Below are 22992 nucleotides of genomic sequence, written 5' to 3' on the forward strand. Positions count from 1 at the left end.
ACGGCCCGTCCCGAGGGCGGGTGAGCCGGCCCACTGGCAACCGCTGCGGTGTGGCACTTCGATCGAATGGCCGTACACTGGTAGGGATCATTGACCCGGCATGCCCATGTGCGTGCCCATGGGCGATCTTGCGGGCGATTCAACGGCGCAGACGAAGCCGTGGCGGGCCATTCGCGAGGATACGCCCCGCCTTGAGAGGTTTTGTTGACGATTTTCGCTGACGCCAGCACCTTCCCGTCCGTCCTGGACACCCCGATCGACACCGACACCGCCGACGCCGACACCGTCGACGCCGGCACCGCCGACACCGTCGGCTCCGACACCGACCGCACCGAGCCGGCCGGTCCGGACTTCGCGGCCCTCGGTCTGCCGCAGCCGCTGGTCCGGGCGCTGGCCCGGGAGGGCATCACCACCCCGTTCGAGATCCAGCGCGCGACCCTGCCGGACGCCCTGGCCGGGCGCGACGTGCTCGGTCGCGGCCAGACCGGCTCCGGCAAGACGCTCGCCTTCGGGCTCCCCGTGCTCACCCGCGTCTCGGCCGGCGACCGGGCGCGCCCGCTGCACCCGAAGGCGCTCATCCTGGTCCCCACCCGTGAGCTGGCCATGCAGGTCAACGACGCGCTCATGCCACTGGGCCGGTCCGTCGGCGTGTTCCTCAAGACCGCCGTGGGCGGCGTCCCCTACGACCGGCAGATCGACTCGCTGCGCCGCGGCGTCGAGATCATCGTGGCGACCCCCGGCCGCCTCGGCGACCTGATCGACCGGGGCGTCTGCGTGCTCGACGACATCGAAATCACGGTCCTCGACGAGGCCGACCAGATGGCGGACATGGGCTTCCTGCCGGAGGTCACCGAGCTGCTCGCCAAGACGCCGGCCGACGCGCAGCGACTGCTCTTCTCCGCCACGTTGGACGGTGACGTGGACGCGCTGGTCAAGCGCTTCATGACCGACCCGGTGACCCACTCGACCGCGCCGGCCACCGCCGCGGTCTCCACGATGGACCACCACCTGCTGCTGATCCCGCCGCACGACAAGTTCCCGGTCGCCGCGTCGATCGCCGCCCGTCAGGGGCGGACGATGATGTTCGCCCGCACGCAGATGGGCGTCGACCGACTCGTCGAGCAGCTCGCCGCCGTCGGGGTCCGGGCGGGCGCGCTGCACGGCGGCAAGACGCAGCGGGTGCGTACCCGCACGCTGGCGGAGTTCAAGGAAGGCCGGATGAACGTGCTGGTCGCCACCGACGTGGCGGCCCGCGGCATTCACGTCGACGGGGTGTCGCTCGTGGTGCACGTCGACCCGCCGAAGGACCCGAAGGACTACCTGCACCGGGCCGGGCGTACGGCGCGGGCGGGCGAGTCCGGCGCGGTCGTCACGCTGGTGCTGCCGAAGCAGCGCCGCACGACGCTCGGGATGCTGGAGAAGGCCGGCGTCGAGCCGGCCCAGACGCGGGTCCGGGCCGGGGACGCGGCGCTGGCCGAGATCACCGGTGCCGCGGAGCCGAGCGGGGTGCCGGTGGTCGACGAGCCACCCGCGCCGCGCCGCCCGGAGCGCCCGCGCGGGGAACGACGCTACGGCGACCGTCCGCAGGGCCAGCGCCGCTACGGCGACCGGAGCTACGGCGACCGCCCGCAGGGTGACCGCGGCGAGCGGGGCTACGGCAGTCGGAGCTACGGCGACCGGCCGCAAGGTGACCGCGGCGGTCGGAGCTTCGGCGACCGCCCGCAAGGTGACCGCGGCGACCGGAGCTACGGCGACCGGCCGCAGGGTGACCGCGGCGAGCGGCCCTACGGCGACCGGGGCTACGGCGACCGGCCCGGTTACGGCGAGCGGCGCTTCGGCGAGCGCGCCGGGCACGGCGAACGCGGCGGCTCGCGCCCCGGCGCGGAGCGGCGCACCCCGTACCGCCAGGACGGCCGTCCGCGCGACGACCGCTGGCAGGGCGAGCGCCGGTTCGGCGAGCGCCGGCCCACCCGTACCCACTGACAACTCTTTTCCGACCGGGGCCCGCAGTCGACTGCGGGCCCCGGTCGCGTTCTGCCCCCCGGCACATCTCCCGCGCGTTCGGTCGCGCGCGGCGGTAACGTCCGAGCCATGCCGACCATGCCGAAGTCGCTGTTCTGGATCCGCACCGACACCGCCGGCACCGATCACGTCCTCCTCAACGACCAGCGCGGCCTCTCGGCCCGCGGCGTCGCGACCGCGGTCACCCCGGTTCCCTACACCTGCACCTACTCCCTCGTCACGGACGAGCACTGGGCGACGTCGCGGTTCGAGGTGACCGTTGAGGGGGCCGGCTGGGTCCGGACGCTGAAGATGGAGCGCGCGCTCGGGCGCTGGCGCGTCAGTACCGCCGAGCAGGGCGACCTGGCCGCGGCGCTGCGGGCCGCCGGACACGGCAATCCGGGCTATCCCGGCACCGAGGAGCCGGGGCGGCTGGAGGGCGCGCTCGATGTGGACCTCGGCCACGCGCCGCTCTTCAACACGCTGCCGATCCGCCGGCTCGGGCTGCGGGAGGGGGACGTCGGCACCCAGCAGCGGATCGAGGTGGCCTGGGTGCACGTGCCGAGCCTGGAGGTGCTGCCGGCGACCCAGGGCTACACGATCGTCGACCCCAACCGGGCCCGCTTCGCGGTGCAGGGCTTCACGGCCGAGTTGGAGCTCGACGACAACGCGTACGTGACGCACTACCCCGGGCTCGCCGAGCGGCGCTGATCGCGGGGGTCACAGCGCGCCGGTCAGCAGGAACCGCTCGATGGCGCCGAGGTGGGGCGCCAGGTCGAGCCCCTGCTCGGCGACCCACACGTCGGAGTAGTACGTGTCGGTGTAGCGTTCGCCGCCGTCGCAGAGCAGCGTGACCACCGATCCGCTCTGCCCGGCCGCCCGCATCTCCGCGATGATCCCGAACGCGCCCCAGAGGTTGGTGCCGGTCGATCCCCCGACCCGGCGGCCCAGCAGCTCGCTCGCCGCCCGCATCGCGGCCAGGGAGGCGGCGTCGGGGACGCGGACCATCCGGTCGACCACCGCCGGCTGGAACGACGCCTCCACCGAGGGGCGACCGATCCCCTCGATCCGGGAGCCGCGTCCGGTCGCCACGGTCCAGTCCCCCGCCTGCCACGCCGGATAGAACGCCGAGTTCTCGGGGTCGACCACGCAGACCTTGGTGCAGTGGCGTTGGTAGCGGGCGTACCGGCCGATCGTGGCGCTCGTGCCGCCGGTGCCCGCGCCGACCACGATCCAGGCCGGTACCGGGTGCCGCTCCAGCGCCATCTGCGCGTAGATCGACTCAGCGATGTTGTTGTTGCCGCGCCAGTCCGTGGCCCGCTCGGCGTACGTGAACTGGTCCATGAAGTGCCCGCCGAGGTCCTCGGCGAGCCACCGCGCCTCCACCACGACGGCGGCCGGGTCCCGTACGAGATGGCACTTGCCGCCGTGGAACTCGATCTGGGCGATCTTCTCGGCGGAGGTCGACTCCGGCATCACGGCGATGAAGGGCAGCCCCAGCATCCTCGCGAAGTACGCCTCGGAGATGGCGGTGGAGCCGGACGACGCCTCCACGATGGCGGTGTCCGGGCCGATCCAGCCGTTGCAGAGCCCGTAGAGGAACAGCGACCTGGCCAGGCGGTGCTTCAGCGACCCCGTCGGGTGCACCGACTCGTCCTTCAGGTAGAGATCGATGTTCCAGTGCCGGGGCAGCGGAAACGGCAGCAGGTGGGTGTCGGCGGAGCGGTTCGCGTCGGCCTCGACCATCGCGATCGCCTCGGTCACCCAGGCCCGGGCCGTGTCGTTACACCGATCGAGCTGTTCCATGGACCGACCGTAACAAGCCCGGCCGCGGCCACCCACCGACGCGCTAGCTGGTGATCTGCTGCGGCCGGTCCTCCCACTTCGTCGACAGCGCGATGGCGGTACGGGTGGAGGCGATGCCGGGGATCCGGTTGAGCTGCAGGATCAGCTGCTCCAGCTGAGCGATCGTCCCCACCCGGGCCATGCAGAGGAACGACTCCACGCCGGCCATGAAGTAGCAGGACTCGATTCCGGGCATCGCCCGGAGCGCCTCCAGCACGTCGTCGGTGTCCGCTCCGGAGTCCTCGACGAGGCCGATGAACGCGGTGACGCCCAGGCCCACCGCCTCCGGGTCGACGTCGGCGCGGTAACCACGGATCACTCCGGCGGACTCCAGCTTGCCCACCCGCTCGTGCACGGCGGGGCTGGAGAGTCCGACCTGGCGGGCGAGTTCGGCGTACGAGAGCCGGGCGTTGCCCTGCAGCAGCTCGACGAGGGTCAGGTCGATGGCGTCCACGGACTGTAGACCCTAATCAGGTTCATGTGCGGTCCGGCGGGCGGTGGTCCCGCGGGACGGGTAAAAAGGACTATAGGCTCCCAAATCTTACCGCCTAACTTCTCAGACGGGGCGTTTTCCCTGTTACCCGGACACGGCACGCCAGAAGTGCTCTAATGACCTTACGTCCCTGCGGAGGCTCCGGCGGAGGGTCCGTGGGGGCTGCGACCAGGGCGGAGCCTTCCGTCGACGCGAGGAGGGGGACCCCGTGGACACTGGAGATCGTCTGCTGACGCCGGGCGAGGTGGCTGCGTTGTTCCGCGTCGACCCCAAAACCGTGACCCGGTGGGCGGCCGCCGGCCGGATCGGCAGCATCCGCACGCCCGGGGGGCATCGGCGGTTCCGCGAGTCCGAGGTGCGCGCCCTGCTCGAGGGCGAAGGCGTCCTGGAGGAGGAGGAGACCTCTCCCCAGTCCCAGCCCCGCAACGGCGGTCCGACGGGCCCGGTCCGACCGACCCCGTGAGCTGCGGTCGGCCCCGTCAGCGACGATCGGCGTTCAGCTCGCCGGACCAGCGCCGGAACAGCCGGTGCTCGACACCGAGCGCGTCGAGCACCTTGCCGGCCACAAAGTCGATCAACTGTTGTGCGGTCGCGGCCGCGCCGGCGCCGTAGAAGCCGGGGCTGGCCGGAAGCACGACCGCCCCGGCGTCGTGCAGCCCGATCAGGTGCTCCAGGTGGCTGCGGGTGACCGGCGTCTCGCGCGGCACGACCACCACCGGGCGCCGCTCCTTGAGGTTCACCTCCGCGGCCCGCTGCAGCAGATCCTTCGAGAGCCCGATCGCGATCCCCGCGCACGCCGCGGTGCTCGCCGGCACGACGGCCATCCCCCGCACCGGGTACGAGCCGCTGCTCGGTCCGGCCGCCAGGTCACCGGGGGCCCAGTGCACGACGTCCGCCCCGGCCAGGTCGCGCCCGAGCCAGCCGGCGAGATCATCCTTCCAGTGCGCGTCCCGGAACGGGGCGCCGGTCTCGTCCAGGATGGTGAGCCGCGCGGCCCGGGACACCACGAGGTCGACGGGCTCGCCCGCGTCGAGCAGCCCCCGGAGCACCGCCGCCGCGTACGGCGTGCCCGATGCGCCCGACACCCCGACCACCCAGGGCCTTCGCATGCGTCCCGCCTTCCTGTCCGCACCGGCGCCGCCTGCCGCCGGCGTCGATTCCGCGCCGACGGGGCTCCCCGGCGGCCGACCAATATGGTATGACCTCTGGCGAGGCGGACACCGAACGACGAAGAACCCGACGAGGGCGAAGTCGGACGGCTGCGGCACGGCATTGGGTCGCGGAAAGGCGCGGTGTTGGGCGTGGACGGGTTCACGGCGGCGCACCGGCTGACCTGCCCCATTCCGCCGCGGATCTCCCCGCACGCCGACGCGGTGCAGCGGTGGCTGACCGGCTGGGTCCACCGGTGCGGGCTGCCTCCGACGAGCCGCGGCGCTCAACAGGTGGCGCTCGGCGGCTTCGGGCGGTACGCCGCGCGGCTCTACCCGGAGGCGACGGAGGACGACCTGCGGGTGCTCGCCGCGCTCTTCGCCTGGTTCTTCCTGCTCGACGAGGAGTGCGACGCGACCGGGACGCCGGAGCCGGCCCGGCTGCGCGCGCTGCTCGACGCGGCGCTCTCCCTGCTGCGCACCGGGCGCGCCCCGCGGGACGCGCTGCGCGGCCCGCTGCGCCGGATGCTGCGCGAGGCCTGGCGGACGCCGAGCCGGCGCATGCCCGCGTCCTGGCGGGAGCGGTTCACCGACGCCGTGGCGCACCACTTCGACGGCGTGCTGGCCGAGGCCGCCAACAAGGCCGTGGGGCGGCGTCCCGGCCTCGCCGAGTACGTCGAACTGCGCCGGGCCACCTCCGCGGCGTACGTCTCCTACACCTGGATCGAGTTCGCCACCGGCGTGCCGGTGCCGGACGCCGTCTATCACCACCCGGCCGTACGCGCGGTGAGCGAGGCCGGCAACGACCTGCTCTCCTGGTTCAACGACCTGCTCTCGCTGGAGCGCGACACGGCCACCTCCGGCGGCCACAACCTCGTGCTCGCGGTCGCGGCCGAACGCGGGCTGCCGGCCGGCGCGGCGGTCGCGGACGTGGTGCGCCGCTGGCAGGAGCGGATGCGCCGGTTCGCACAGCTGCGCACCGCCGTGCCGCCGTTCGGCCCGCCACTCGACGCCGCGCTGCGGCACTACCTCGACGGGGTGGCGAACTCCGTGCGCGGAACGATCGACTGGTCGCTGGAGACGACGGCGCGGTACCGCGCCCCGGCCGCGGCGGACGGCGGGCGGTAGCGGCGTCAGGGCCGCAGGCCGACCCGGAGCACGAGGTCGACGAGCGCGAAGAAGAACAGCGCGATCCCCACGAACCCGTTGGCGGTGAAGAACGCCCGGTTGACCCGGGACAGATCCGTCGGGGTCACCACGATGTGCTGGTAGCCGAAGGCGAGCGCGGTCAGCGCCAGCCCGATCCACCACGGCCAGCCGAAGCCGACGAGCGCGCCGAACCAGCCGAACAGCCCGAAGGTCACCACGTGCGCCAGGGTCGAGGCGTGCAGCGCGAACCGCAGCCCGTACCGGGCGGGGACGCTGCGCACGCCGATCTGCCGGTCCACCTCGGCGTCCTGGCACGCGTAGATGAGGTCGAAGCCCCCGATCCACAGCCCGACGGCGGCGCCGAGCAGGAACGCCGGGCCGGAACCGTCGAGGCTGCCGGTCACGGCGAGCCAGGCGCCGACCGGGCCGACCGCCTGGGCCAGCGCCAGGATCGCGTGCGGCCAGTTCGTGAACCGCTTGCCGTACGGGTAGACGACCAGCGGCACCACGGCCAGCGGGGAGAGCAGCAGGCAGAGCGGGTTGAGCGCCGCGGCGGCGGCTCCGAAGACGACGAGCGCGACGGCCGCGCCGGTCCAGGCCGTCCGGACGCTCACCGCCCCGGTCACCAGCTCCCGGCCGGCGGTACGGGGGTTGCGCGCGTCGATCCGCCGGTCGATGATCCGGTTCGCCGCCATCGCGAACGTGCGGGCCCCGACCATCGCCACGGTGATGAGCAGCAGGTCGAGCCAGCGCACCCGCCCGCCGTGCAGTGCCATCGCGGTCAGCGCGGCGAGGTACGCGAACGGCAACGCGAAGACCGAGTGTTCGATCGCCACGAGCCGCAGGAACGCCTTCGCCCGCGATGGCGCGGTGGTGGCCCCGACATTCGGGTCAGAAGCGGACGGTTCGACGGCCGCAACTGCAAGGTCGGCGGAGTCGGGGGTGGACGGCTTGGGAGAGGTCACGGGAGGCCGTACTCCTTCCAGCGCTTGTCGACCAGGGCGGTGACCTCCGGCGACATCGTCATCTCCTCCGGCCAGCCACGGGTGTAGCCCTCGGTGGGGAGCTTGCGGGTGGCGTCGATGCCGGCCTTGCCACCCCAGAACTGCTGGTAGGACGAGTGGTCCAGGTGGTCGACCGGCCCCTCGGTGAGCAGCAGGTCGCGGGCGTAGTCGACGTTGCCAAAGGCGCGGAACGCCACCTCGTTGTAGTCGTGCACGTCGCAGTCCTCGTCGACGATCACGATCAGCTTGGTCAGCGACATCAGGTGAGCGCCCCAGATCGCGTTCATGATCTTCTGGGCGTGCTTCGGGTACCGCTTGCGGATCGACACGATCGCACAGTTGTGAAACACCCCGGCGGCCGGCAGGTCGTAGTCGACGATGTCCGGGATCAGCATCTTCAGCAGCGGCAGGAAGATCCGCTCGGTCGCCTTGCCGAGGCCGTGGTCCTCCTGCGGCGGCTTCGACGTGATGATCGAGTGGTAGACCGGATCGCGCTGCATGGTCATGCACTCGATGTGCAGCACCGGGAACGGCTCGACCGGGGTGTAGAAGCCGGTGTGGTCACCGAACGGCCCCTCCGGCAACCGCTCCCCCGGCTCCAGATAGCCCTCCAGCACGATCTGCGCGTGCGCCGGCACCTGCAGCGGCACCGTCAGGCAGTCCACCATCTCCACCCGCTCGCCACGCAGGAAGCCGGCGAACAGGTATTCGTCGATGTCGCTGGGGAGCGGCGCCGAGGCGGCGTAGCTGACCACCGGGTCGCAGCCGATCGCGATCGCCACCGGCAGCCGCTCGCCGCGCCGCTCCGCCACCGCGTGGTGCGCCGTCGAATCCTTGTGGATCTGCCAGTGCATGCCGAGCGTGTTGTGCGAGTGCTGCTGGAGCCGGTAGAGCCCCAGGTTCCGCTTGCCGGTCTCCGGGTGCTTCGTGTGGGTCAGCCCGTAGTTGTGGAAGATGCCGCCGTCGCCGGGCCACACCTGCAGGCCGGGCAGCCGGTTCAGGTCGACGTCGCCGTCCCGGTAGACCACCTCCTGGCAGGGGGCGGTCTTCACCTTCCGCGGCGGCAGCGACTTGAGCTGCATCGCCTTGCCGAGCCCCTCGCGGATCCCCGACCAACCGACCGGCAGCTCCGGCTTGATCATGGCGCCGATCCGCTCACCGACCTCGTCGAGGCGGTCGACACCGAGCGCCATCGCCATCCGCCGCTCGGTGCCGAACAGGTTGATCGCCACCGGCATCTCGCCCCGGGTCGGGCGCTCGAAGAGCAGCGCCGGCCCGTGCGCGCGGACGGTGCGGGTGACCACCTCGCTGATCTCCAGCGTCGGGTCGACCGGCACGGACACGCGCCGCAGCTCACCCGCGCGCTCCAGCGCCGCGACGAAGTCCTTGAGATCGGTGTACGGAAACCCACGCGCCATGGCTGTCAGTCTGTCTCATCCACCCCGGACAGCGCCGAGCCGGGTCGCCGGGGCGTGGCCTAGACGCCGGCGTAGGAGTGCAGGCCGGAGAAGAACAGGTTGACCCCGATGAGGTTCATCAGCATCGTCAGGAAGCCGAGGATCGCGATCCAGGTGGCGGTGGAGCGCTTCACGCTCGGGGTGGCGCGGGCGTGCAGGTAGCCGGCGTACACCACCCAGGAGATGAACGCCCAGGTCTCCTTCGGGTCCCAGCCCCAGTAACGGCCCCACGCCGCCTCGGCCCAGATCGCGCCGGCCGCCACCGCGAACGTCCAGATCGGGAACGCGAACGCGTGCAGCCGGAAGGTGAGCCGCTCCAGCGCGGCGGCCGCCGGGACGCGACGACCGAGCGTGTACGGGAAGCTGCGCTTGCCGCGGTCGTAGCCGGAGCGGATCAGGTACATCATCGCCGGGACGAAGCCGAGCAGGAAGATCCCGGACGAGAACGCCGCGCCCGCGACGTGCACGATGAACCAGGACGACTTGAGCGCCGGCATCAGCGGGCCGACCTCGGTGTAGAAGACCATCCCGGCGGTGCCGAGCATCAGCACCATCGCGAGCGCGACGAAGAGGCCGAGGTGTCGCAGCTCGGGCCGACGGGTGACCAGCACCAGCCAGGCCGCCGTGGCGACGAGGGTGATGGTCAGGGCGAACTCGTACATGTTGCCCCAGGTGAACCGCTGCGCCGCGACGCCGCGGGTGACGACCGAGCCGAGATGGGCCAGGCCGGCGAGCGCGGTGACGATGACGGCGGCGCGCCCGGCGATCGCCCCGGAACGCGCGGGCGGTGCGGGCGGCCCCGGCGGAGCCGGCGGCAGGTCGGCCTTCATGGGCGCGCCCGCGCCGACCGCGACCAGCTCGCGGGCGGGTCGGGTGGCGGCGCGCGCGACCACGCTGCGGCTGCCGAACGCGTACTCGGCGGCGTGGCAGACCATCGCCAGCAGGTACGCCAGGATGGCGACGACCAGGAGCAGGTTGCTGAGCTCGGCCATCAGTCGGTCCCTTCTCGCGGCTCCGGGCGGTCGCGCTGGCCCCGCCCGTTCGCGGATCTCTCCGCAGCAGGCTCCCCGCCGGTCACCGCCGCCACCAGCGCGGCGAACTCGTCGGCGAAGCCGGGGTAGTCGGTGCGCGGGAGTCCACCGGCCTCGACCAATCTACTACTAGCCGTCGTAGAGTCACCGGCCGGCGTCACCCGGAACCACACCCGACGCCGCCGCCCCGCCAGCGACATCATCAGCCCGGTCAGCAGCACCCCGGCGCTGACCAGGACGATCATCTCACCCGGATCGTGCCGTACGGAGAGAACCGCGAACGGCCGGGTGCCGAGAAACTCCACCTTCGTGTCGTCGCCGAGCGTCCACGTGTCGCCCTTGCGCAACACCTTGGACCGGCCGACCTCTTCGAGCTTGCCGTCGTCGATCTGCCGCTGGTTCAGCACGTACACCGAGCTCGGGATGCCGGTGCCCAGCCCCAGGTCGCCGCGGTACGCGACGAGCAGCAGCCCCGGATTGCGCTCGGCGGGGTGCAGCGAGCGCGCCTCGAACGTGTCGGTGGGAGTGGTGGGCAGGTAGAGCCCCTGGAACCCCATCTGCAGCGACGGGTCGCGTTCGCCGGTCTTCGGGTCGACGTTCGCGTCCGGGAACATCGCCACACCCTGGCTGGTCATCGTCGCGTCGCTCTCCGGGAACGGCACCACGCTGGTTTGCGACCGGCCGTAGCGGTCGGTGTAGCGGATCACCGGCGCGTAGCCGTGACCCAGCAGGTAGACGTTGGCGCCGTCGAGCCGCAGCGGCGAGTTGACCGAGAACGACTCCCGGCGCGGCGCGCCGCCGGCCTCGTCGACGTTGACCGTCGCCCGGTAGGAGTCCGGCTGGCCGGAGTCGAGGAACTTCGCCTCGAAGTCCGTCAGCTCCAGGCAGAACGGCGGCAGGTCGGTCGGGTGCAGCCGCGGTCCGAGGCCGTACTCGTCGTACTGCTGAAGGGTGTTGCAGAACGCGTGGTCGGAGCCGGCGACGAGCAGGCGGTTGCCGTGCCAGCCGTACCAGGAGCCCAGCCCGACGCCGACGAGGACGCCGATCAGCGAGAGGTGGAACAGGAGGTTCCCGGTCTCCTTGAAGTGGCCCTTCTCGGCCGAGACCGTGCCCTCCCGCGCCACGACCCGCCACCGCTGCCTGCGCAGCTCCGCCGCGATCGCCGACAGGTCGCCGTCGTGCCCGGGCAGCACGGCGTGTTGCGGCAGCCGGTCGAGCCGGCGCGGCGCGTCCGGCGGCGCCGAGCGCAGCGCGCGGAGGTGATCGCGCAGCCGCGGCAGAATGCAGCCCACCAGCGACGTGAAGAGCAGCAGGTAGATCGCGGAGAACCAGGGCGACGCGAAGACCTCGAACCCGCCGAGCCGCTCCAGCACCGGGGCCAGCTTCGGATGCCGGTCGTAGTACGCGTTGACCTGGTCGACGTTGACGCTGCGCTGCGGCAGCACGGAGCCGGGGATCGCCGCGACCGCGAGCAGGAAGAGCAGGACGAGCGCTGTCCGCATGCTCGTCAGCTGCCGCCAGGCGTTGCGCGGCAGCGCCACGGCCCAATTGGCGCGACGACGCGTCGGCGGCGCGGCCGGCGGCGCGGTCCGCTCGTCGACCTGCGACATCAGATACCCACCTCGCCGGGCCCGACCGTCGTCTGCAGCCAGATGATGAAGTTGCCCCAGCCGCCGGTGAGCAGCGCCAGCCCGACCAGGATGAGCAGCGCGCCGCCGGCCCGGGTGACCCACCGGCTGTTCCGGCGGATCGCCTGGAAGAGGCCGAGCAGCCGCTGGAAGCCGAGCCCGAAGATCACGAAGGGCAGCCCGAGCCCCAGGCAGTACGCCACGGCGAGCACCACCGCGCGGTCCACGCGTCCCGTGGTCGCCGCCATCCCCAGCACCGCGCCGAGCGTCGGCCCGACGCAGGGCACCCAGGAGAGCGCGAAGACCGCTCCGAATACCGGGGCGCCGAGCAGGCCGGCGGCGGGGAGCCGGTGGATCCGGAACTCGCGCTGCATGCCCGGGATCAGCCCGAGGAAGGCCAGCCCGAGCACGATGACCAGGAGACCGATGATGATCTCGAGCAGCCGGCGATGGGTGAACAGCGCCCGCCCCAGCGTCGTCGCGACAACAGCGGTGATCGTGAACACGACGGTGAAGCCGCCGATGAACAGCAGCGTCCCGGCGAGCACCCGACCCTTGACCGCCCGCCCGCTGCGCTGCGCCACCGCGACCGCGCCGGCCGCCGGTGCGGTCCGGCCCGTCGGGGAGGCGTCCAGGTCGCTGCCGGCCAGGCCGGTCACGTAGGAGAGGTAGCCGGGGACCAGCGGCAGCACGCACGGGGACAGGAAACTGACCAGGCCGGCGAGCGCGGCGGCCCCGATCGCCAACAGCAGCGGACCGCTGTTGGCGATGTTCTCGAAGGTCTCCCCCATCAGCGGGACCCGTCGGGGGCCGGCCCTTCGGCGGCCACCCGCTCGACGATCGGCCGCAGCACGTCCTGCGTCACGCCCCGGCGGATCACGACCGCGATCCGGCCGTCGCGGTCGAGCACGATCGTGGCCGGTACGGAGTTCGGCGGCACCTGGAAGTCGAGCGCGACGCGGCTGCCCGGATCGAACAGGCTCGGGTACGTGACCCGCCCCTGTTCGAACGCCTTCGCCTTGTCCCGGCCGTCGTTGACGTTCACGCCGAGGAAGCGCACGCCCTTGTCCCTCGTCGCCTGATAGGTGGACTCGAGATCATCCGCCTCGGCCACGCACGGCGCGCACCACGATCCCCAGAAGTTGACCACGACGACGTTGCCGCGCTCCTGCGCGATGTCGTACCGCGCCCCGTCGAGCAGCTCGCCCGCGACCTTCGGTGCCGGCGCGCGCGTGCCCGGCGCGCACTCCAGCACGCCGTCCCGGGTCTCGCAGTCGTCCTCGAAGGTTCCGCCGCCGGAGCAGCCGGTGACCGCGACGGCCGTGACGAGCGCGAGCAGGGCGGAGAGCCAGGCGCGCCGCATCCGGATCAGGCTCCCTTGGCCGTACGCGCCGACGGCGACATCGCGACCAGGTGGGCGGCGGGCTCGGAGTACCCGATCCCGACGATCTTCGCGTCCTCGAAGTGAAACGAGGTGAGGCTCGCCAGCCCGCACTGCCGCCTGCGCGGGTCGTGCCACAGCCGCTTGCGCTCGACGTGCCGGCGCAGCGTCCAGATCGGCAGCTGGTGCGACACGCAGACCGCCTCGTGCCCCTCCGCGGCGACCCGCGCGGCGTGCAGCGCCGCGAACATCCGCTCGGCGATCACCCGGTAGGCCTCGCCCCAGGACGGGGTCACCGGGTCGCGCAACACCCACCAGTTGCGCGGGTCGCGGAACGAGCCGTCGCCGGGCGACACCCGCTTCCCCTCGAACCAGTTGGCGCTCTCGATCAGCCGCTCGTCCACCGCGACCGGGAGCCCGAACTGGGCGGCGATCGGGTCCGCCGTCTCCTGCGCGCGCTCCAGCGGGCTGGCCACCACGTACGTGATGTCCCGCTCCGCGAGCGCCTGTGCCGCCGCCTTCGCCATCTGGGCGCCCAGCTCGGACAGGCGGAAACCGGGCAGCCGGCCGTACAGGATCTTGCCCGGGTTGTGGACCTCGCCGTGCCGCAGCACATGTACGACGGTCTTCGTCATCGTTACCCCCCTGTCCCCGCGGCGGCGGCCGCGGCGGTCGCCGCCCCCGGCAGCACCCCGGCCACATGCTCCAGGGCCGCGTCGTCGAGCGCCGCCGAGACGAACCACGACTCGTAGGCGCTCGGCGGCAGGTAGACGCCGCCGGCGAGCATCGCGTGGAAGAACGCCCTGAACGCGGCGACGTCCTGGGTGCGGGCGCTGTCGTAGTCGGACACGTCGGCGTCGGTGAAGAAGACGGAGAACATGTTGCCGGCCGTGGAGAGCCGGTGCGGCACCCCCGCCGCGCCGAGCGCGTCGGTGACCAGCTTGCTCACCACCGCCGAGGTCTCATCCAGCCGCCGGTAGAGCGCGTCGTCGGCGAGCCGCAGAGTGGCGAGGCCGGCGGCGCAGGCGAGCGGATTCCCGGAGAGCGTGCCGGCCTGGTAGACGGGGCCGGCGGGCGCCAGCCGCGCCATGATCTCGGCCCGTCCGCCGAACGCGGCGGCGGGCAGACCGCCGCCCATCACCTTGCCGAAGGTGAACAGGTCCGCGTCGACGGGGTCGAGCCCCGCCCAGCCGCCGCGGGAAACCCGGAATCCGGTCATCACCTCGTCGACGATGAGCACCGCGCCGTACGCGTGGGCGATCCGGGCCAGGGCCTGGTTGAAGCCGTCGCGCGGGGCCACCACACCCATGTTGCCCGCGGCGGCCTCCGTGATGATCGCCGCGATGTCCGGGCCCTCGGCGGCGAAGGCGGCCTCGACCGCGGCGACGTCGTTGTACGGCAGCACGATGGTCTCGCTGGCGGCCGCCCCGGTGACGCCGGGCGAGTCCGGCAACCCGAACGTGGCGACCCCGGAGCCGGCGGCGGCCAGCAGCGCGTCGACGTGCCCGTGGTAGCAGCCGGCGAACTTGATGATCTTGGAGCGTCCGGTGAAGCCACGGGCCAGGCGGATCGCGGACATCGTCGCCTCGGTGCCGGAATTCACCAGCCGGACCTGCTCGACCGGCGTGCGCGCCACGATCTCGGCGGCCAGCTCCACCTCCCCCGGCGTCGGGGTGCCGAAGCTGGTGCCGTGCGCCGCGGCCTCCTGCACGGCCGCGACCACCTCGGGATGCGCGTGCCCGAGGATCAGCGGACCCCACGAGCAGACGAGGTCCAGGTAGCGGCGTCCGTCGGCGTCGAAGAGCCACGGGCCGGCGCCCCGCACCATGAACCGGGGGGTGCCGCCGACAGCGCCGAAGGCACGCACAGGGGAGTTCACCCCGCCCGGCACGATGGCGCGGGCGCGGTCGAAGAGGGCCTGGGAGGCCGGCGCGTCGGCCGCGTAAGGACCGGAGCCAGCAGCAAAGGTATCGGTCACGGTTTAGCCATTGTGTCAGCGTCACCGGCCTGAGCGGCAGCGCCCCCTGGCCGGGTTGTCCCGCTCACTGTGCGGCGACGCGTTCCCCGCACCACCGACGCGCGCGGTGCCGCTCGCGCCGCCGCGCTCCGCGCCCCGGCGCGAGCCGTCGCGGACGTGCCACCCGGGGGACCCCCCCGTCCGTCAACAGGCCGGCTCGCCTAGATCGCGATACGCTGGCCGCGTGGAGCGTCCGGAGCTGTCCATCGCGATCCAGCGAACGACCGACGAAGCGGTGTTGAACCTCGCCGGTGAGATTGACATGCTCACCGCCGCTCGGCTGTCCAGCACCGTCAACGAGGTCCTCGCCGCCGACGCGCCGCCGCGCATCGTCCTGGACATGAGCGGGGTCACATTCTGCGATTCGCAGGGGCTCGGCACGCTGGTCGTGCTGAGCCGCAAGGCGAGCCACGCGCAGAGTCTGCTGCTGCTCACCAACGTCGGGGACTTCCTGCTGCGGGTCCTCGACATCACCGGGCTGCGGTCGGCGCTGATGATCCGCAACGGTCAGGCGACGGGCTGATCCGCCGCGGCCCGCCCGCCGGGTCGCCACGCCGCCCGCGGGCGCTATGCCTCGGCCCCCCAGCGGGCCTGCTCCAGCCTCTCGATCGCCTGCGCCGCGGCCTCCGGATCATCGCCGCGAAGCAGCCCGATCGCGGAGTCGACCGCGCCGGTCAGCGACCGCCAGCGCGCCTCGCGCTCCCGCACCGCCTCTGACTGCGCGATCAACTGCCGACTCTTCGTCCACAGCTCCACGAAGACCGAGACCTTGGCCCGCAGCACCCACGGGTCGAACGGCTTGGTCAGGTAGTCGACGGCGCCGACCGCGTACCCGCGGAGCGCGAGCTGCGCGTCCCGGTCAGCCGCGGTGAGGAAGATGATCGGAACGTGCCGGGTCCGCTCGCGCCGCTTGATGTGGCTCGCCGTCTCGAAGCCGTCCATGTCGGGCATCTGCGCGTCGAGCAGGATCACCGCGAAGTCGTCCACCAGCAACTGCTTCAGCGCCGCTTCGCCGCTCTCCACCGCGACCGACTGCACGGGCAGGCCCTGCAGGATCGCCTCCAGCGCGAGCAGATTCTCCCGCCGGTCGTCGACGAGCAGCGCCTTCGCCATGTCGCTCACGGCTTCTCCCTCTCACTCGCGCTCACGATGCCCACCCTTTCATCTCCCGCGCCGGCACGCAGCGCCGGGATTCGGCGGACGATCCCCGTCACTCCCCCGCCCTTCGGCCGGGGCCGTCGACCCAGGTCGCCATCAACGTGATCAGCTTGTCCAGGTCCACCGGCTTCGTGATGTAGTCGGTGGCCCCGGCGGCGAGCGCGGACTCCCGGTCCCCTGGCATGGCCTTGGCCGTCAGGAAGACGATCGGCAGCTCCGCGAAGCGGTGGTTGCGCCGGATCACGCCCGTGGTCTCGTAGCCGTCCTGGTCGGGCATCATGGCGTCCATCAGCACGATGTCCACCTCCGGATGTTCCGCGAGCAGGCGTACGCCGTCGACACCGTTGTCCGCGTACAGCACGGTCATGCCGTGCAGCTCGAGGGCGCTGGTCAGCGCGAAGACGTTCCGCACGTCGTCGTCGACGATGAGCACCGTGAGGTCCTCGAGCTGCCGGCTCGTCGGAGGCTCGGGTCGCTCGATCTGGACCGGCGGGCTGAGCACCGGCGGCAGCTCCACGTGCGCCGGCGGCACCGCCAGCGGCATCGGGGCGACGACCGCCTCCGGAGTGAGCTGGTCGGGCACGAAGAGCGTGAACGTCGAGCCCTGACCGGGCTCCGACGACACGGTGATGGTGCCGCCGATGAGGCGGGCCAGGTCACGGCTGATCGACAGCCCCAGCCCGGTCCCGCCGTACCGCCGGCTGGTCGTGCCGTCGGCCTGCTGGAACGCCTCGAAGATCAGCGACAGCTTGTCGTCGGGGATGCCGATGCCGGTGTCGATCACGGTGAACGCGATCACCTGCCGCGCCGTCGTGAGCGCCGGCACGTCGAAGAACGTGCCCTCGGGCGCCGGGCCGATCCGCAGCGTGACGGCGCCGTTGTCGGTGAACTTGACCGCGTTGGAGATCAGGTTCCGCAGCACCTGCTGCAGGCGCTGCTCGTCGGTGACCAGGGCCGGCGGCAGGTCCTTGGCGACCCGCACCTGGAAGTCGAGCCCCTTCTCCTCGGCCTGCGGGGCGAACGCCTGCTCCACGTACGACCGGATCTCGTCGAACCGCACCTCCGTCGGCTCGACGTCCATCCGACCCGCTTCGATCTTGGACAGGTCGAGAATGTCGTCGATCAACGACAGCAGGTCCGAGCCGGCGCTGTGGATCGTCCGGGCGAACTCGATCTGCTTGTCGGTCAGGTTCTTCTCCGGGTTGTCGGCCAGCAGCCGGGCCAGCAGCAGCAACGAGTTGAGCGGGGTACGCAGCTCGTGGCTCATGTTGGCGAGGAACTCCGACTTGTACGCCGACGCCCGCGACAGCTGCTGCGCCTTCTCCTCCAGGCCGATCCGGGCGAGCTCGATCTCCCGGTTCTTGGTCTCGATGTTGCCCTTCTGCTCGGACAGCAGCTGCGCCTTGTCCTCCAGCTCGGCGTTGGTGCGCTGCAGCTCCGCGGACTGCTCCTGCATCTCCTGCGCGAGCCGCTGGGACTGCGTCAGCAGCTCCTCGGTACGCCGGTTCGCCTGAATCGTGTTGACGGCGATGCCGATGGTGGCCACCAGGCGCTCCAGGAACGTCAGGTGCAGCTCGGAGAAGGTCGCCACCGAGGCGAACTCGATGACCCCGAGCAACTCGCCCTCGAAGAGCACCGGCAGGACCACGAGGTCGCGCGGGCGGGTGGCGAGCAGCCCGGAGCGCAGGGTCAGCGACCCGGTGGGCTCGGTGCCGACCCGGATGGTGCGGCGGGAGAGCGCGGCCTGGCCGACCAGCCCCTCGCCGGGGCCGAACGTGACGTCGTGGTCGCGGGCCACGTACCCGTACGAGGCGGTGAGCCGCAGGCGCAGGAGCGCCTGGTCGGTGTCGGCGAGGAAGAACGCGCCCAACTGGGCGTCGACCAGCGGGGTGACCTCGGTCATGATCATGCGGCAGACCTCGCCGAGGTCGCGCTGCCCCTGCAGCAGACCACCGATCCGCGCCAGGTTGGAGTCGAGCCAGCCCTGCTCGGCGTTCTTCTTCGTCGTCTCGCGGAGCGTGACGATCATCTGGTTGATGTTGTCCTTCAGCTCCGCGACCTCGCCCTGGGCCTGCACGGCGATCCGCTGGGTGAGGTCCCCGCGGGTGACCGCCGTGGAGACCTGCGAGATCGCCCGGAGCTGCGTGGTCAACGTCGACGCGAGCTGGTTCACGTTCTCGGTGAGGTCCCGCCAGGTGCCCGAGACCCCCTTGACCTGGGCTTGGCCGCCGAGCTTGCCCTCGGTGCCCACCTCACGGGCCACCCGGGTCACCTCGTCGGCGAACGACGACAGCTGGTCCACCATCGTGTTGACCGTCGACTTCAGCTCCAGGATCTCGCCCTGCGCGTCGACGGTGATCTTCTGCGACAGGTCGCCGTTCGCGACGGCGGTGGTGACCGAGGCGATGTTGCGGACCTGCGAGGTCAGGTTCGACGCCATCGAGTTCACGTTGTCGGTCAGGTCCCGCCAGGTGCCCGACACACCCTTGACCTGCGCCTGACCGCCCAGCTTGCCCTCGGTGCCCACCTCGCGCGCCACCCGGGTCACCTCGTCGGCGAACGACGACAGCTGATCCACCATCGTGTTCACCGTCGACTTCAGCTCCAGGATCTCCCCGCGCGCGTCGACCGTGATCTTCTGGCTGAGGTCGCCGCGGGCCACCGCGGTCGAGACCTGGGCGATGTTGCGGACCTGGGCGGTGAGGTTCGACGCCATCGAGTTCACGTTGTCGGTCAGGTCCCGCCAGGTGCCCGACACACCCTTGACCTGCGCCTGACCGCCCAGCTTGCCCTCGGTGCCCACCTCACGCGCCACCCGGGTCACCTCGTCGGCGAACGACGACAGCTGATCCACCATCGTGTTCACCGTCGACTTCAGCTCCAGGATCTCCCCGCGCGCGTCGACGGTGATCTTCTGCGACAGGTCGCCCTTCGCGACAGCGGTGGTGACCGAGGCGATGTTGCGGACCTGCGAGGTCAGGTTCGACGCCATCGAGTTCACGTTGTCGGTCAGGTCCCGCCAGGTGCCCGACACACCCTTGACCTGCGCCTGACCGCCCAGCTTGCCCTCGGTGCCCACCTCACGCGCCACCCGGGTCACCTCGTCGGCGAACGACGACAGCTGATCCACCATCGTGTTCACCGTCGACTTCAGCTCCAGGATCTCCCCGCGCGCGTCGACCGTGATCTTCTGCGACAGATCGCCCTTCGCCACCGCCGTCGAGACCTGGGAGATGTTGCGGACCTGCGAGGTCAGGTTGCCGGCGAGCTGGTTCACGTTCTCCGTCAGGTCACGCCAGGTGCCGGAGACGCCGCGCACCTGCGCCTGACCGCCCAGCTTGCCCTCGATGCCCACTTCCCGGGCCACGCGGGTCACCTCGTCGGCGAACGACGACAGCTGATCCACCATCGTGTTGACGGTGTCCTTGAGCTCCAGGATCTCGCCCTGCGCCGCCACGGTGATCTTCTGCGACAGGTCCCCGCGCGCGACGGCGGTGGAGACCTGGGCGATGTTGCGGACCTGCGCGGTGAGGTTGGATGCCATCGAGTTGACGTTGTCGGTGAGGTCCTTCCAGGTGCCGGCGACGCCCGGCACCTCCGCCTGGCCGCCGAGCTTGCCCTCGGTGCCCACCTCGCGCGCCACCCGCGTCACCTCGTCGGCGAAGACCCGCAGGGTCTCGGTGAGCATGTTTATCGTGTGCGCGAGCTCGGCAACCTCGCCCTTCGCCGACACGGTGATCTTCTGCGACAGATCGCCGCGCGCCACCGCGGTGGCGACCTGTGAGATGGAACGCACCTGGTAGGTCAGGTTCGAGGCCATGGTGTTCACCGAGTCGGTGAGGTCCTTCCAGGTGCCGGCGACGCCGCGTACGTCGGCCTGGCCACCCAACTCGCCCTCGGTGCCCACTTCGCGCGCCACCCGGGTCACCTCGTCGGCGAACGACGACAGCTGATCCACCATCGTGTTCACCGTGCGCCCGATGCGCAGGAACTCGCCGCGCAGCGGCCGCCCGTCGATCTCCAACGCCATGTGCTGGGACAAATCGCCCTCGGCGACGGCCACGATGACCCGCGCGATCTCGGTGGTCGGCCGTCCCAGGTCGTCGATCAGCGAGTTGATCGCGCGCTGACCCTCGGCCCACGCCCCGTCGAAGCCCTCCTCGTCGAGGCGCTCGGTCAGCCGACCGTCCCGACCGACGGTGCGGCTGATCCGCCGCAGGTCGAGGTGCTGCCGCTCCTGGAGCGCGACCACCTCGTTGAAGGCGTCCGCGACCTCCCCCGCGACGCCGGCGCCGCGCGGCAGCCGTACCTTCAGATCTCCCCGGCGGACCCGCCGCAGCGCCTCCGCAAGCTCACGCAGCAGTGCCGCCTCGTCGGTGACGGGGCGCTCGGCCGCAGGGACCTCTTTCGCCGTTGTCATGATTCCTCGCTCAGCCGGGGACGCGGGCCATCCCATCATTGCCCCTTCGGCGGGACACATGCGAGCGCCGACATCCCCCGCCGCGCCGAATGGCGGGTTTCCTGGAGTGCCGGTGGCCACGTTCGGGCGCACGTGGGTGGGCCGGGCTTGGATCGAGCGGCCGGGGCAGGAAGGATGCAAGGCGTGTCAACGGAGGCCAGCCGCGGGTCGATCGGCGGGACACAGGAGCACGTCCGCCACGTGCGTCTGCCCGCCGACCGGCGTACGCCCGCGACCGCGCGCGCCATCGTGCGCGCCGTGCTCGCCGAGGCCGGGCTGGACGAGCTGCTCAACGAGGCGCTGCTGCTCACCACCGAGCTCTCCACCAACGCGGTCGTGCACGCCGGCACGGAGCTGGACATCGAGGTCGTCGCGGACGCCACCGGTCTCACCGTCACGGTCACCGACTTCGCGGCCGGACCGATCGAGAACGTGCCGTCGCGCCCGAGCAGTGACGAGGCCGAAATCACCGAGGTTTCGGAACGGGGTCGGGGTCTCCTCCTCGTCGACCACTTCGCCAGCCGCTGGGGCACCACGCACCAGCCCACCGGCAAGGGCGTCTGGTTCCGGCTCGACCGCAAGTCCGCTGCCCCCGACGAGGCGCGTCCGGAGCGCGTGCAACTCCCCGACGAGCTGGCGAAGACCGCCTCCGGCCCGATTCCGAGCGCCGGCGCGCTCACCACCCTGATGCACGTCGCGCCCGAGCCGTACGCCGACGACGCGCTCGCCGATTTCGCCGCCGAGCTGCTCGGCCGGGTCGCCGACATGATCGGCGCGTCCGGTGGCATCGTCCGGCTGGACCGCGGCGACGGCAACGGTCCGCAGGTGCTCGCCCGGTACGGCCGGCCGCCGCGTCCGCACGAGGAGCTGCTGCGGGTGCCGATCGCGGTCAACCACCCGTACTCGGCAGAGCTCGAACTCGACGCCGCCCCCTCCGGCTACGCCGAGCCGCTCGCCGCACTCGTCGCCGAGCGACTCTCGCTGCACGTCGAGAACGACCGACTCCGCCGCGCCGACCTGCGCCGGCGGAGCTGGCTGACGTTCCTGGCGGAGGCGAGCGAGCTGCTCGCCCAGTCCCTCGACGTCGAGCTCACCATGGCGCTGATCCCGCAGCTCGTCGTGCCGCGGCTCGGTCAGTGGTGCGCGGTGCACACCACCGACGAGTGGGGGCGGCTGCAGCTCGCCGCGGCGACGCACGCCGACGAGTCGGCGCTGCCCGAGCTGCACGCGGTGCTGAAGGAGACCGGGCCGGAATCGATGGTCGCCCGGCTGCGGGAGGCGTCCCGCACCGGGACCCACGTGCCGCTCGGCGCGCCGATGGAGGGTTTCGCGGTGCCGCTGGTGGCGCGCGGGCAGCGGCTCGGCACGCTCGCCGTCGGGCGGCACCAGCGGCACCGGCACGATCCGGACGAGATGTCGATCCTGGAGGACGTGGCCCGCCGCGCCGCGCTCGCCATCGACAACGCCCGGATCCACGACGAGCGCCGGCGGGTGGCGCACACCCTGCAGCAGTCGCTGCTCCCTCCGGTGCTCCCGGTGGTCGAGGGGATCGACTTCGCGGCCGAGTACGTGCCCACCGGCGACGCGGCCGAGGTGGGCGGCGACTTCTACGACGTCGTGGCGCTCCCGGACGGCCGGTGGCTCGTGGTCGTCGGGGACGTGTCCGGCAAGGGCGTCCAGGCCGCGGCCGTCACCGGTCTGGTCCGGGACGTGATCCGGGTGCTGGTCGGCGACGGCAAGCCGCTGCCCGAGGTGCTCGGTCGACTCAACGACACGCTGGTCGAACGCGGTGGTGGCCGCTACTGCACGCTCGCGTTCGCCGCCGTCGGCCGCGGCCGCGCCGACCGGCTCGACGTCGAGCTCCACCTGGCCGGACACGACCGTCCGGTGCTGGTCGGCGCGGACGGGAACGCCCGCTTCGTCGGCTCCGGCGGGACCGCGCTGGGGCTGCTCGACTCGATCTCCTCGCCCGCCGCCCAGCTGTCGCTGCGCCCCGGCGACGCGCTCATCTTCTACACCGACGGGGTGACCGAGCGACGCCGCGGTCGAGAGCTGTTCGGCACGGACCGGCTCCGGGACGCCGCCGCGCCGCTCGCCCGGTACTCCGCGGACGTGGTCGCCGCGCGCTTGCGGGCGACGACGCTCGGCTTCTCGCCCGAGCCGCCGCGGGACGACATCGCGATCCTGGTGCTGCGCAACGACGCCAACTTCTGACGCCCGC

Annotated in this window: 19 protein-coding genes; 6 read left to right on the plus strand and 13 right to left on the minus strand. The window is 72.0% G+C overall.

Annotated features, from left to right (window positions below; translation table 11 throughout):
• Positions 1 to 204 precede the first annotated feature (204 nt).
• Positions 205 to 1983, plus strand: coding sequence for a DEAD/DEAH box helicase (locus BLW47_RS21640; RefSeq protein ID WP_091561387.1), 1779 nt, complete (start codon positions 205 to 207; stop codon positions 1981 to 1983).
• A gap of 108 nt (positions 1984 to 2091) precedes the next feature.
• Complete coding sequence (locus tag BLW47_RS21645) at positions 2092 to 2712, plus strand: putative glycolipid-binding domain-containing protein (RefSeq protein ID WP_175543746.1); 621 nt, start codon at positions 2092 to 2094, stop codon at positions 2710 to 2712.
• Positions 2713 to 2721: 9 nt separating this feature from the next.
• Here BLW47_RS21645 and cds1 read toward each other — a convergent pair whose 3' ends face one another.
• Together cds1 and BLW47_RS21655 are read right to left on the minus strand one after the other, a co-directional pair.
• Positions 2722 to 3807, minus strand: a complete 1086-nt coding sequence (cds1, locus tag BLW47_RS21650) for an L-cysteine desulfhydrase Cds1 (RefSeq protein WP_091561240.1) — start codon at positions 3805 to 3807, stop codon at positions 2722 to 2724.
• 43 nt (positions 3808 to 3850) lie between these two features.
• Positions 3851 to 4300: an Lrp/AsnC family transcriptional regulator gene (locus tag BLW47_RS21655; protein WP_091561242.1), complete on the minus strand. Its 450-nt coding sequence runs from the start codon at positions 4298 to 4300 to the stop codon at positions 3851 to 3853.
• Between the two features lie 247 nt (positions 4301 to 4547).
• On the opposite strand from BLW47_RS21655, the gene BLW47_RS21660 reads away from it, so the two are divergent.
• Entirely contained in the window at positions 4548 to 4802 is a 255-nt protein-coding gene (locus BLW47_RS21660) for a BldC family transcriptional regulator (protein WP_091561245.1), read from the plus strand.
• 16 nt (positions 4803 to 4818) lie between these two features.
• Here the strand turns inward: BLW47_RS21660 and BLW47_RS21665 are convergent, their stop codons facing one another.
• Positions 4819 to 5448 carry a UbiX family flavin prenyltransferase gene (locus BLW47_RS21665; RefSeq protein ID WP_091561247.1) on the minus strand — a complete coding sequence of 210 codons (630 nt, stop codon included), beginning with the start codon at positions 5446 to 5448 and terminating at the stop codon, positions 4819 to 4821.
• A gap of 192 nt (positions 5449 to 5640) precedes the next feature.
• Between BLW47_RS21665 and BLW47_RS21670 the strand changes: the two genes are divergently transcribed.
• On the plus strand, positions 5641 to 6615 hold the full coding sequence (locus BLW47_RS21670; RefSeq protein WP_091561252.1) for a terpene synthase family protein: 975 nt from the start codon (positions 5641 to 5643) through the stop codon (positions 6613 to 6615).
• Positions 6616 to 6620: 5 nt separating this feature from the next.
• On the opposite strand, the gene mqnP is transcribed toward BLW47_RS21670, so the two are convergent.
• Genes mqnP through hemL form a run of 8 tightly spaced genes read right to left on the minus strand, consistent with a single transcriptional unit; the run spans position 6621 to position 15115 of the window.
• Entirely contained in the window at positions 6621 to 7601 is a 981-nt protein-coding gene (gene mqnP / locus BLW47_RS21675) for a menaquinone biosynthesis prenyltransferase MqnP (protein WP_091561255.1), read from the minus strand.
• Positions 7598 to 9058 (minus strand): menaquinone biosynthesis decarboxylase, encoded by a 1461-nt coding sequence (locus BLW47_RS21680; protein ID WP_091561258.1) that lies wholly within the window; start codon positions 9056 to 9058, stop codon positions 7598 to 7600. The genes mqnP and BLW47_RS21680 overlap by 4 nt, the downstream gene beginning before the upstream one ends.
• A 59-nt stretch (positions 9059 to 9117) precedes the next feature.
• A complete protein-coding gene (gene ccsB, locus BLW47_RS21685; protein ID WP_091561262.1) occupies positions 9118 to 10089 on the minus strand; it encodes a c-type cytochrome biogenesis protein CcsB in 972 nt (323 codons plus the stop codon).
• Positions 10089 to 11738, minus strand: coding sequence for a cytochrome c biogenesis protein ResB (resB, locus tag BLW47_RS21690; protein ID WP_091561264.1), 1650 nt, complete (start codon positions 11736 to 11738; stop codon positions 10089 to 10091). Before resB ends, ccsB begins: the two co-directional genes overlap by 1 nt.
• Positions 11738 to 12547, minus strand: a complete 810-nt coding sequence (locus BLW47_RS21695) for a cytochrome c biogenesis CcdA family protein (protein WP_091561267.1) — start codon at positions 12545 to 12547, stop codon at positions 11738 to 11740. Before BLW47_RS21695 ends, resB begins: the two co-directional genes overlap by 1 nt.
• Positions 12547 to 13119, minus strand: a complete 573-nt coding sequence (locus tag BLW47_RS21700; protein ID WP_091561269.1) for a TlpA family protein disulfide reductase — start codon at positions 13117 to 13119, stop codon at positions 12547 to 12549. Before BLW47_RS21700 ends, BLW47_RS21695 begins: the two co-directional genes overlap by 1 nt.
• A 5-nt stretch (positions 13120 to 13124) precedes the next feature.
• Positions 13125 to 13772, minus strand: a complete 648-nt coding sequence (locus BLW47_RS21705) for a histidine phosphatase family protein (protein ID WP_091561272.1) — start codon at positions 13770 to 13772, stop codon at positions 13125 to 13127.
• Between the two features lie 2 nt (positions 13773 to 13774).
• Positions 13775 to 15115, minus strand: coding sequence for a glutamate-1-semialdehyde 2,1-aminomutase (gene hemL, locus BLW47_RS21710; protein ID WP_091561273.1), 1341 nt, complete (start codon positions 15113 to 15115; stop codon positions 13775 to 13777).
• Between the two features lie 223 nt (positions 15116 to 15338).
• Here hemL and BLW47_RS21715 point away from each other — a divergent pair, with 223 nt between their 5' ends.
• Positions 15339 to 15677 carry an STAS domain-containing protein gene (locus BLW47_RS21715; RefSeq protein ID WP_091561276.1) on the plus strand — a complete coding sequence of 113 codons (339 nt, stop codon included), beginning with the start codon at positions 15339 to 15341 and terminating at the stop codon, positions 15675 to 15677.
• A gap of 44 nt (positions 15678 to 15721) precedes the next feature.
• Here the strand turns inward: BLW47_RS21715 and BLW47_RS21720 are convergent, their stop codons facing one another.
• Together BLW47_RS21720 and BLW47_RS21725 are read right to left on the minus strand one after the other, a co-directional pair.
• Positions 15722 to 16276, minus strand: a complete 555-nt coding sequence (locus tag BLW47_RS21720; RefSeq protein ID WP_091561280.1) for a response regulator — start codon at positions 16274 to 16276, stop codon at positions 15722 to 15724.
• Positions 16277 to 16364: 88 nt separating this feature from the next.
• A complete protein-coding gene (locus tag BLW47_RS21725; RefSeq protein WP_091561283.1) occupies positions 16365 to 20732 on the minus strand; it encodes a hybrid sensor histidine kinase/response regulator in 4368 nt (1455 codons plus the stop codon).
• 183 nt (positions 20733 to 20915) lie between these two features.
• Between BLW47_RS21725 and BLW47_RS21730 the strand changes: the two genes are divergently transcribed.
• Positions 20916 to 22985, plus strand: coding sequence for a SpoIIE family protein phosphatase (locus tag BLW47_RS21730; protein ID WP_091561288.1), 2070 nt, complete (start codon positions 20916 to 20918; stop codon positions 22983 to 22985).
• Positions 22986 to 22992 lie beyond the last annotated feature (7 nt).

The sequence above is a fragment of the Micromonospora pattaloongensis genome (genome assembly GCF_900107255.1).
In the GTDB taxonomy this organism is placed as follows: Bacteria; Actinomycetota; Actinomycetes; order Mycobacteriales; family Micromonosporaceae; genus Micromonospora_I; species Micromonospora_I pattaloongensis.

Bases quoted from the DNA above. Each gene is read 5' to 3' on its own strand.
- ccsB (WP_091561262.1), bottom strand. From the start codon at position 10,089: ATGGCCGAGCTCAGCAACCTGCTCCTGGTCGTCGCCATCCTGGCGTAC.
- BLW47_RS21645 (WP_175543746.1), top strand. From the start codon at position 2,092: ATGCCGACCATGCCGAAGTCGCTGTTCTGGATCCGCACCGACACCGCC.
- BLW47_RS21665 (WP_091561247.1), bottom strand. From the start codon at position 5,448: ATGCGAAGGCCCTGGGTGGTCGGGGTGTCGGGCGCATCGGGCACGCCG.
- BLW47_RS21700 (WP_091561269.1), bottom strand. From the start codon at position 13,119: ATGCGGCGCGCCTGGCTCTCCGCCCTGCTCGCGCTCGTCACGGCCGTC.
- BLW47_RS21680 (WP_091561258.1), bottom strand. From the start codon at position 9,058: ATGGCGCGTGGGTTTCCGTACACCGATCTCAAGGACTTCGTCGCGGCG.
- cds1 (WP_091561240.1), bottom strand. From the start codon at position 3,807: ATGGAACAGCTCGATCGGTGTAACGACACGGCCCGGGCCTGGGTGACC.
- BLW47_RS21725 (WP_091561283.1), bottom strand. From the start codon at position 20,732: ATGACAACGGCGAAAGAGGTCCCTGCGGCCGAGCGCCCCGTCACCGAC.
- BLW47_RS21695 (WP_091561267.1), bottom strand. From the start codon at position 12,547: ATGGGGGAGACCTTCGAGAACATCGCCAACAGCGGTCCGCTGCTGTTG.
- BLW47_RS21705 (WP_091561272.1), bottom strand. From the start codon at position 13,772: ATGACGAAGACCGTCGTACATGTGCTGCGGCACGGCGAGGTCCACAAC.
- resB (WP_091561264.1), bottom strand. From the start codon at position 11,738: ATGTCGCAGGTCGACGAGCGGACCGCGCCGCCGGCCGCGCCGCCGACG.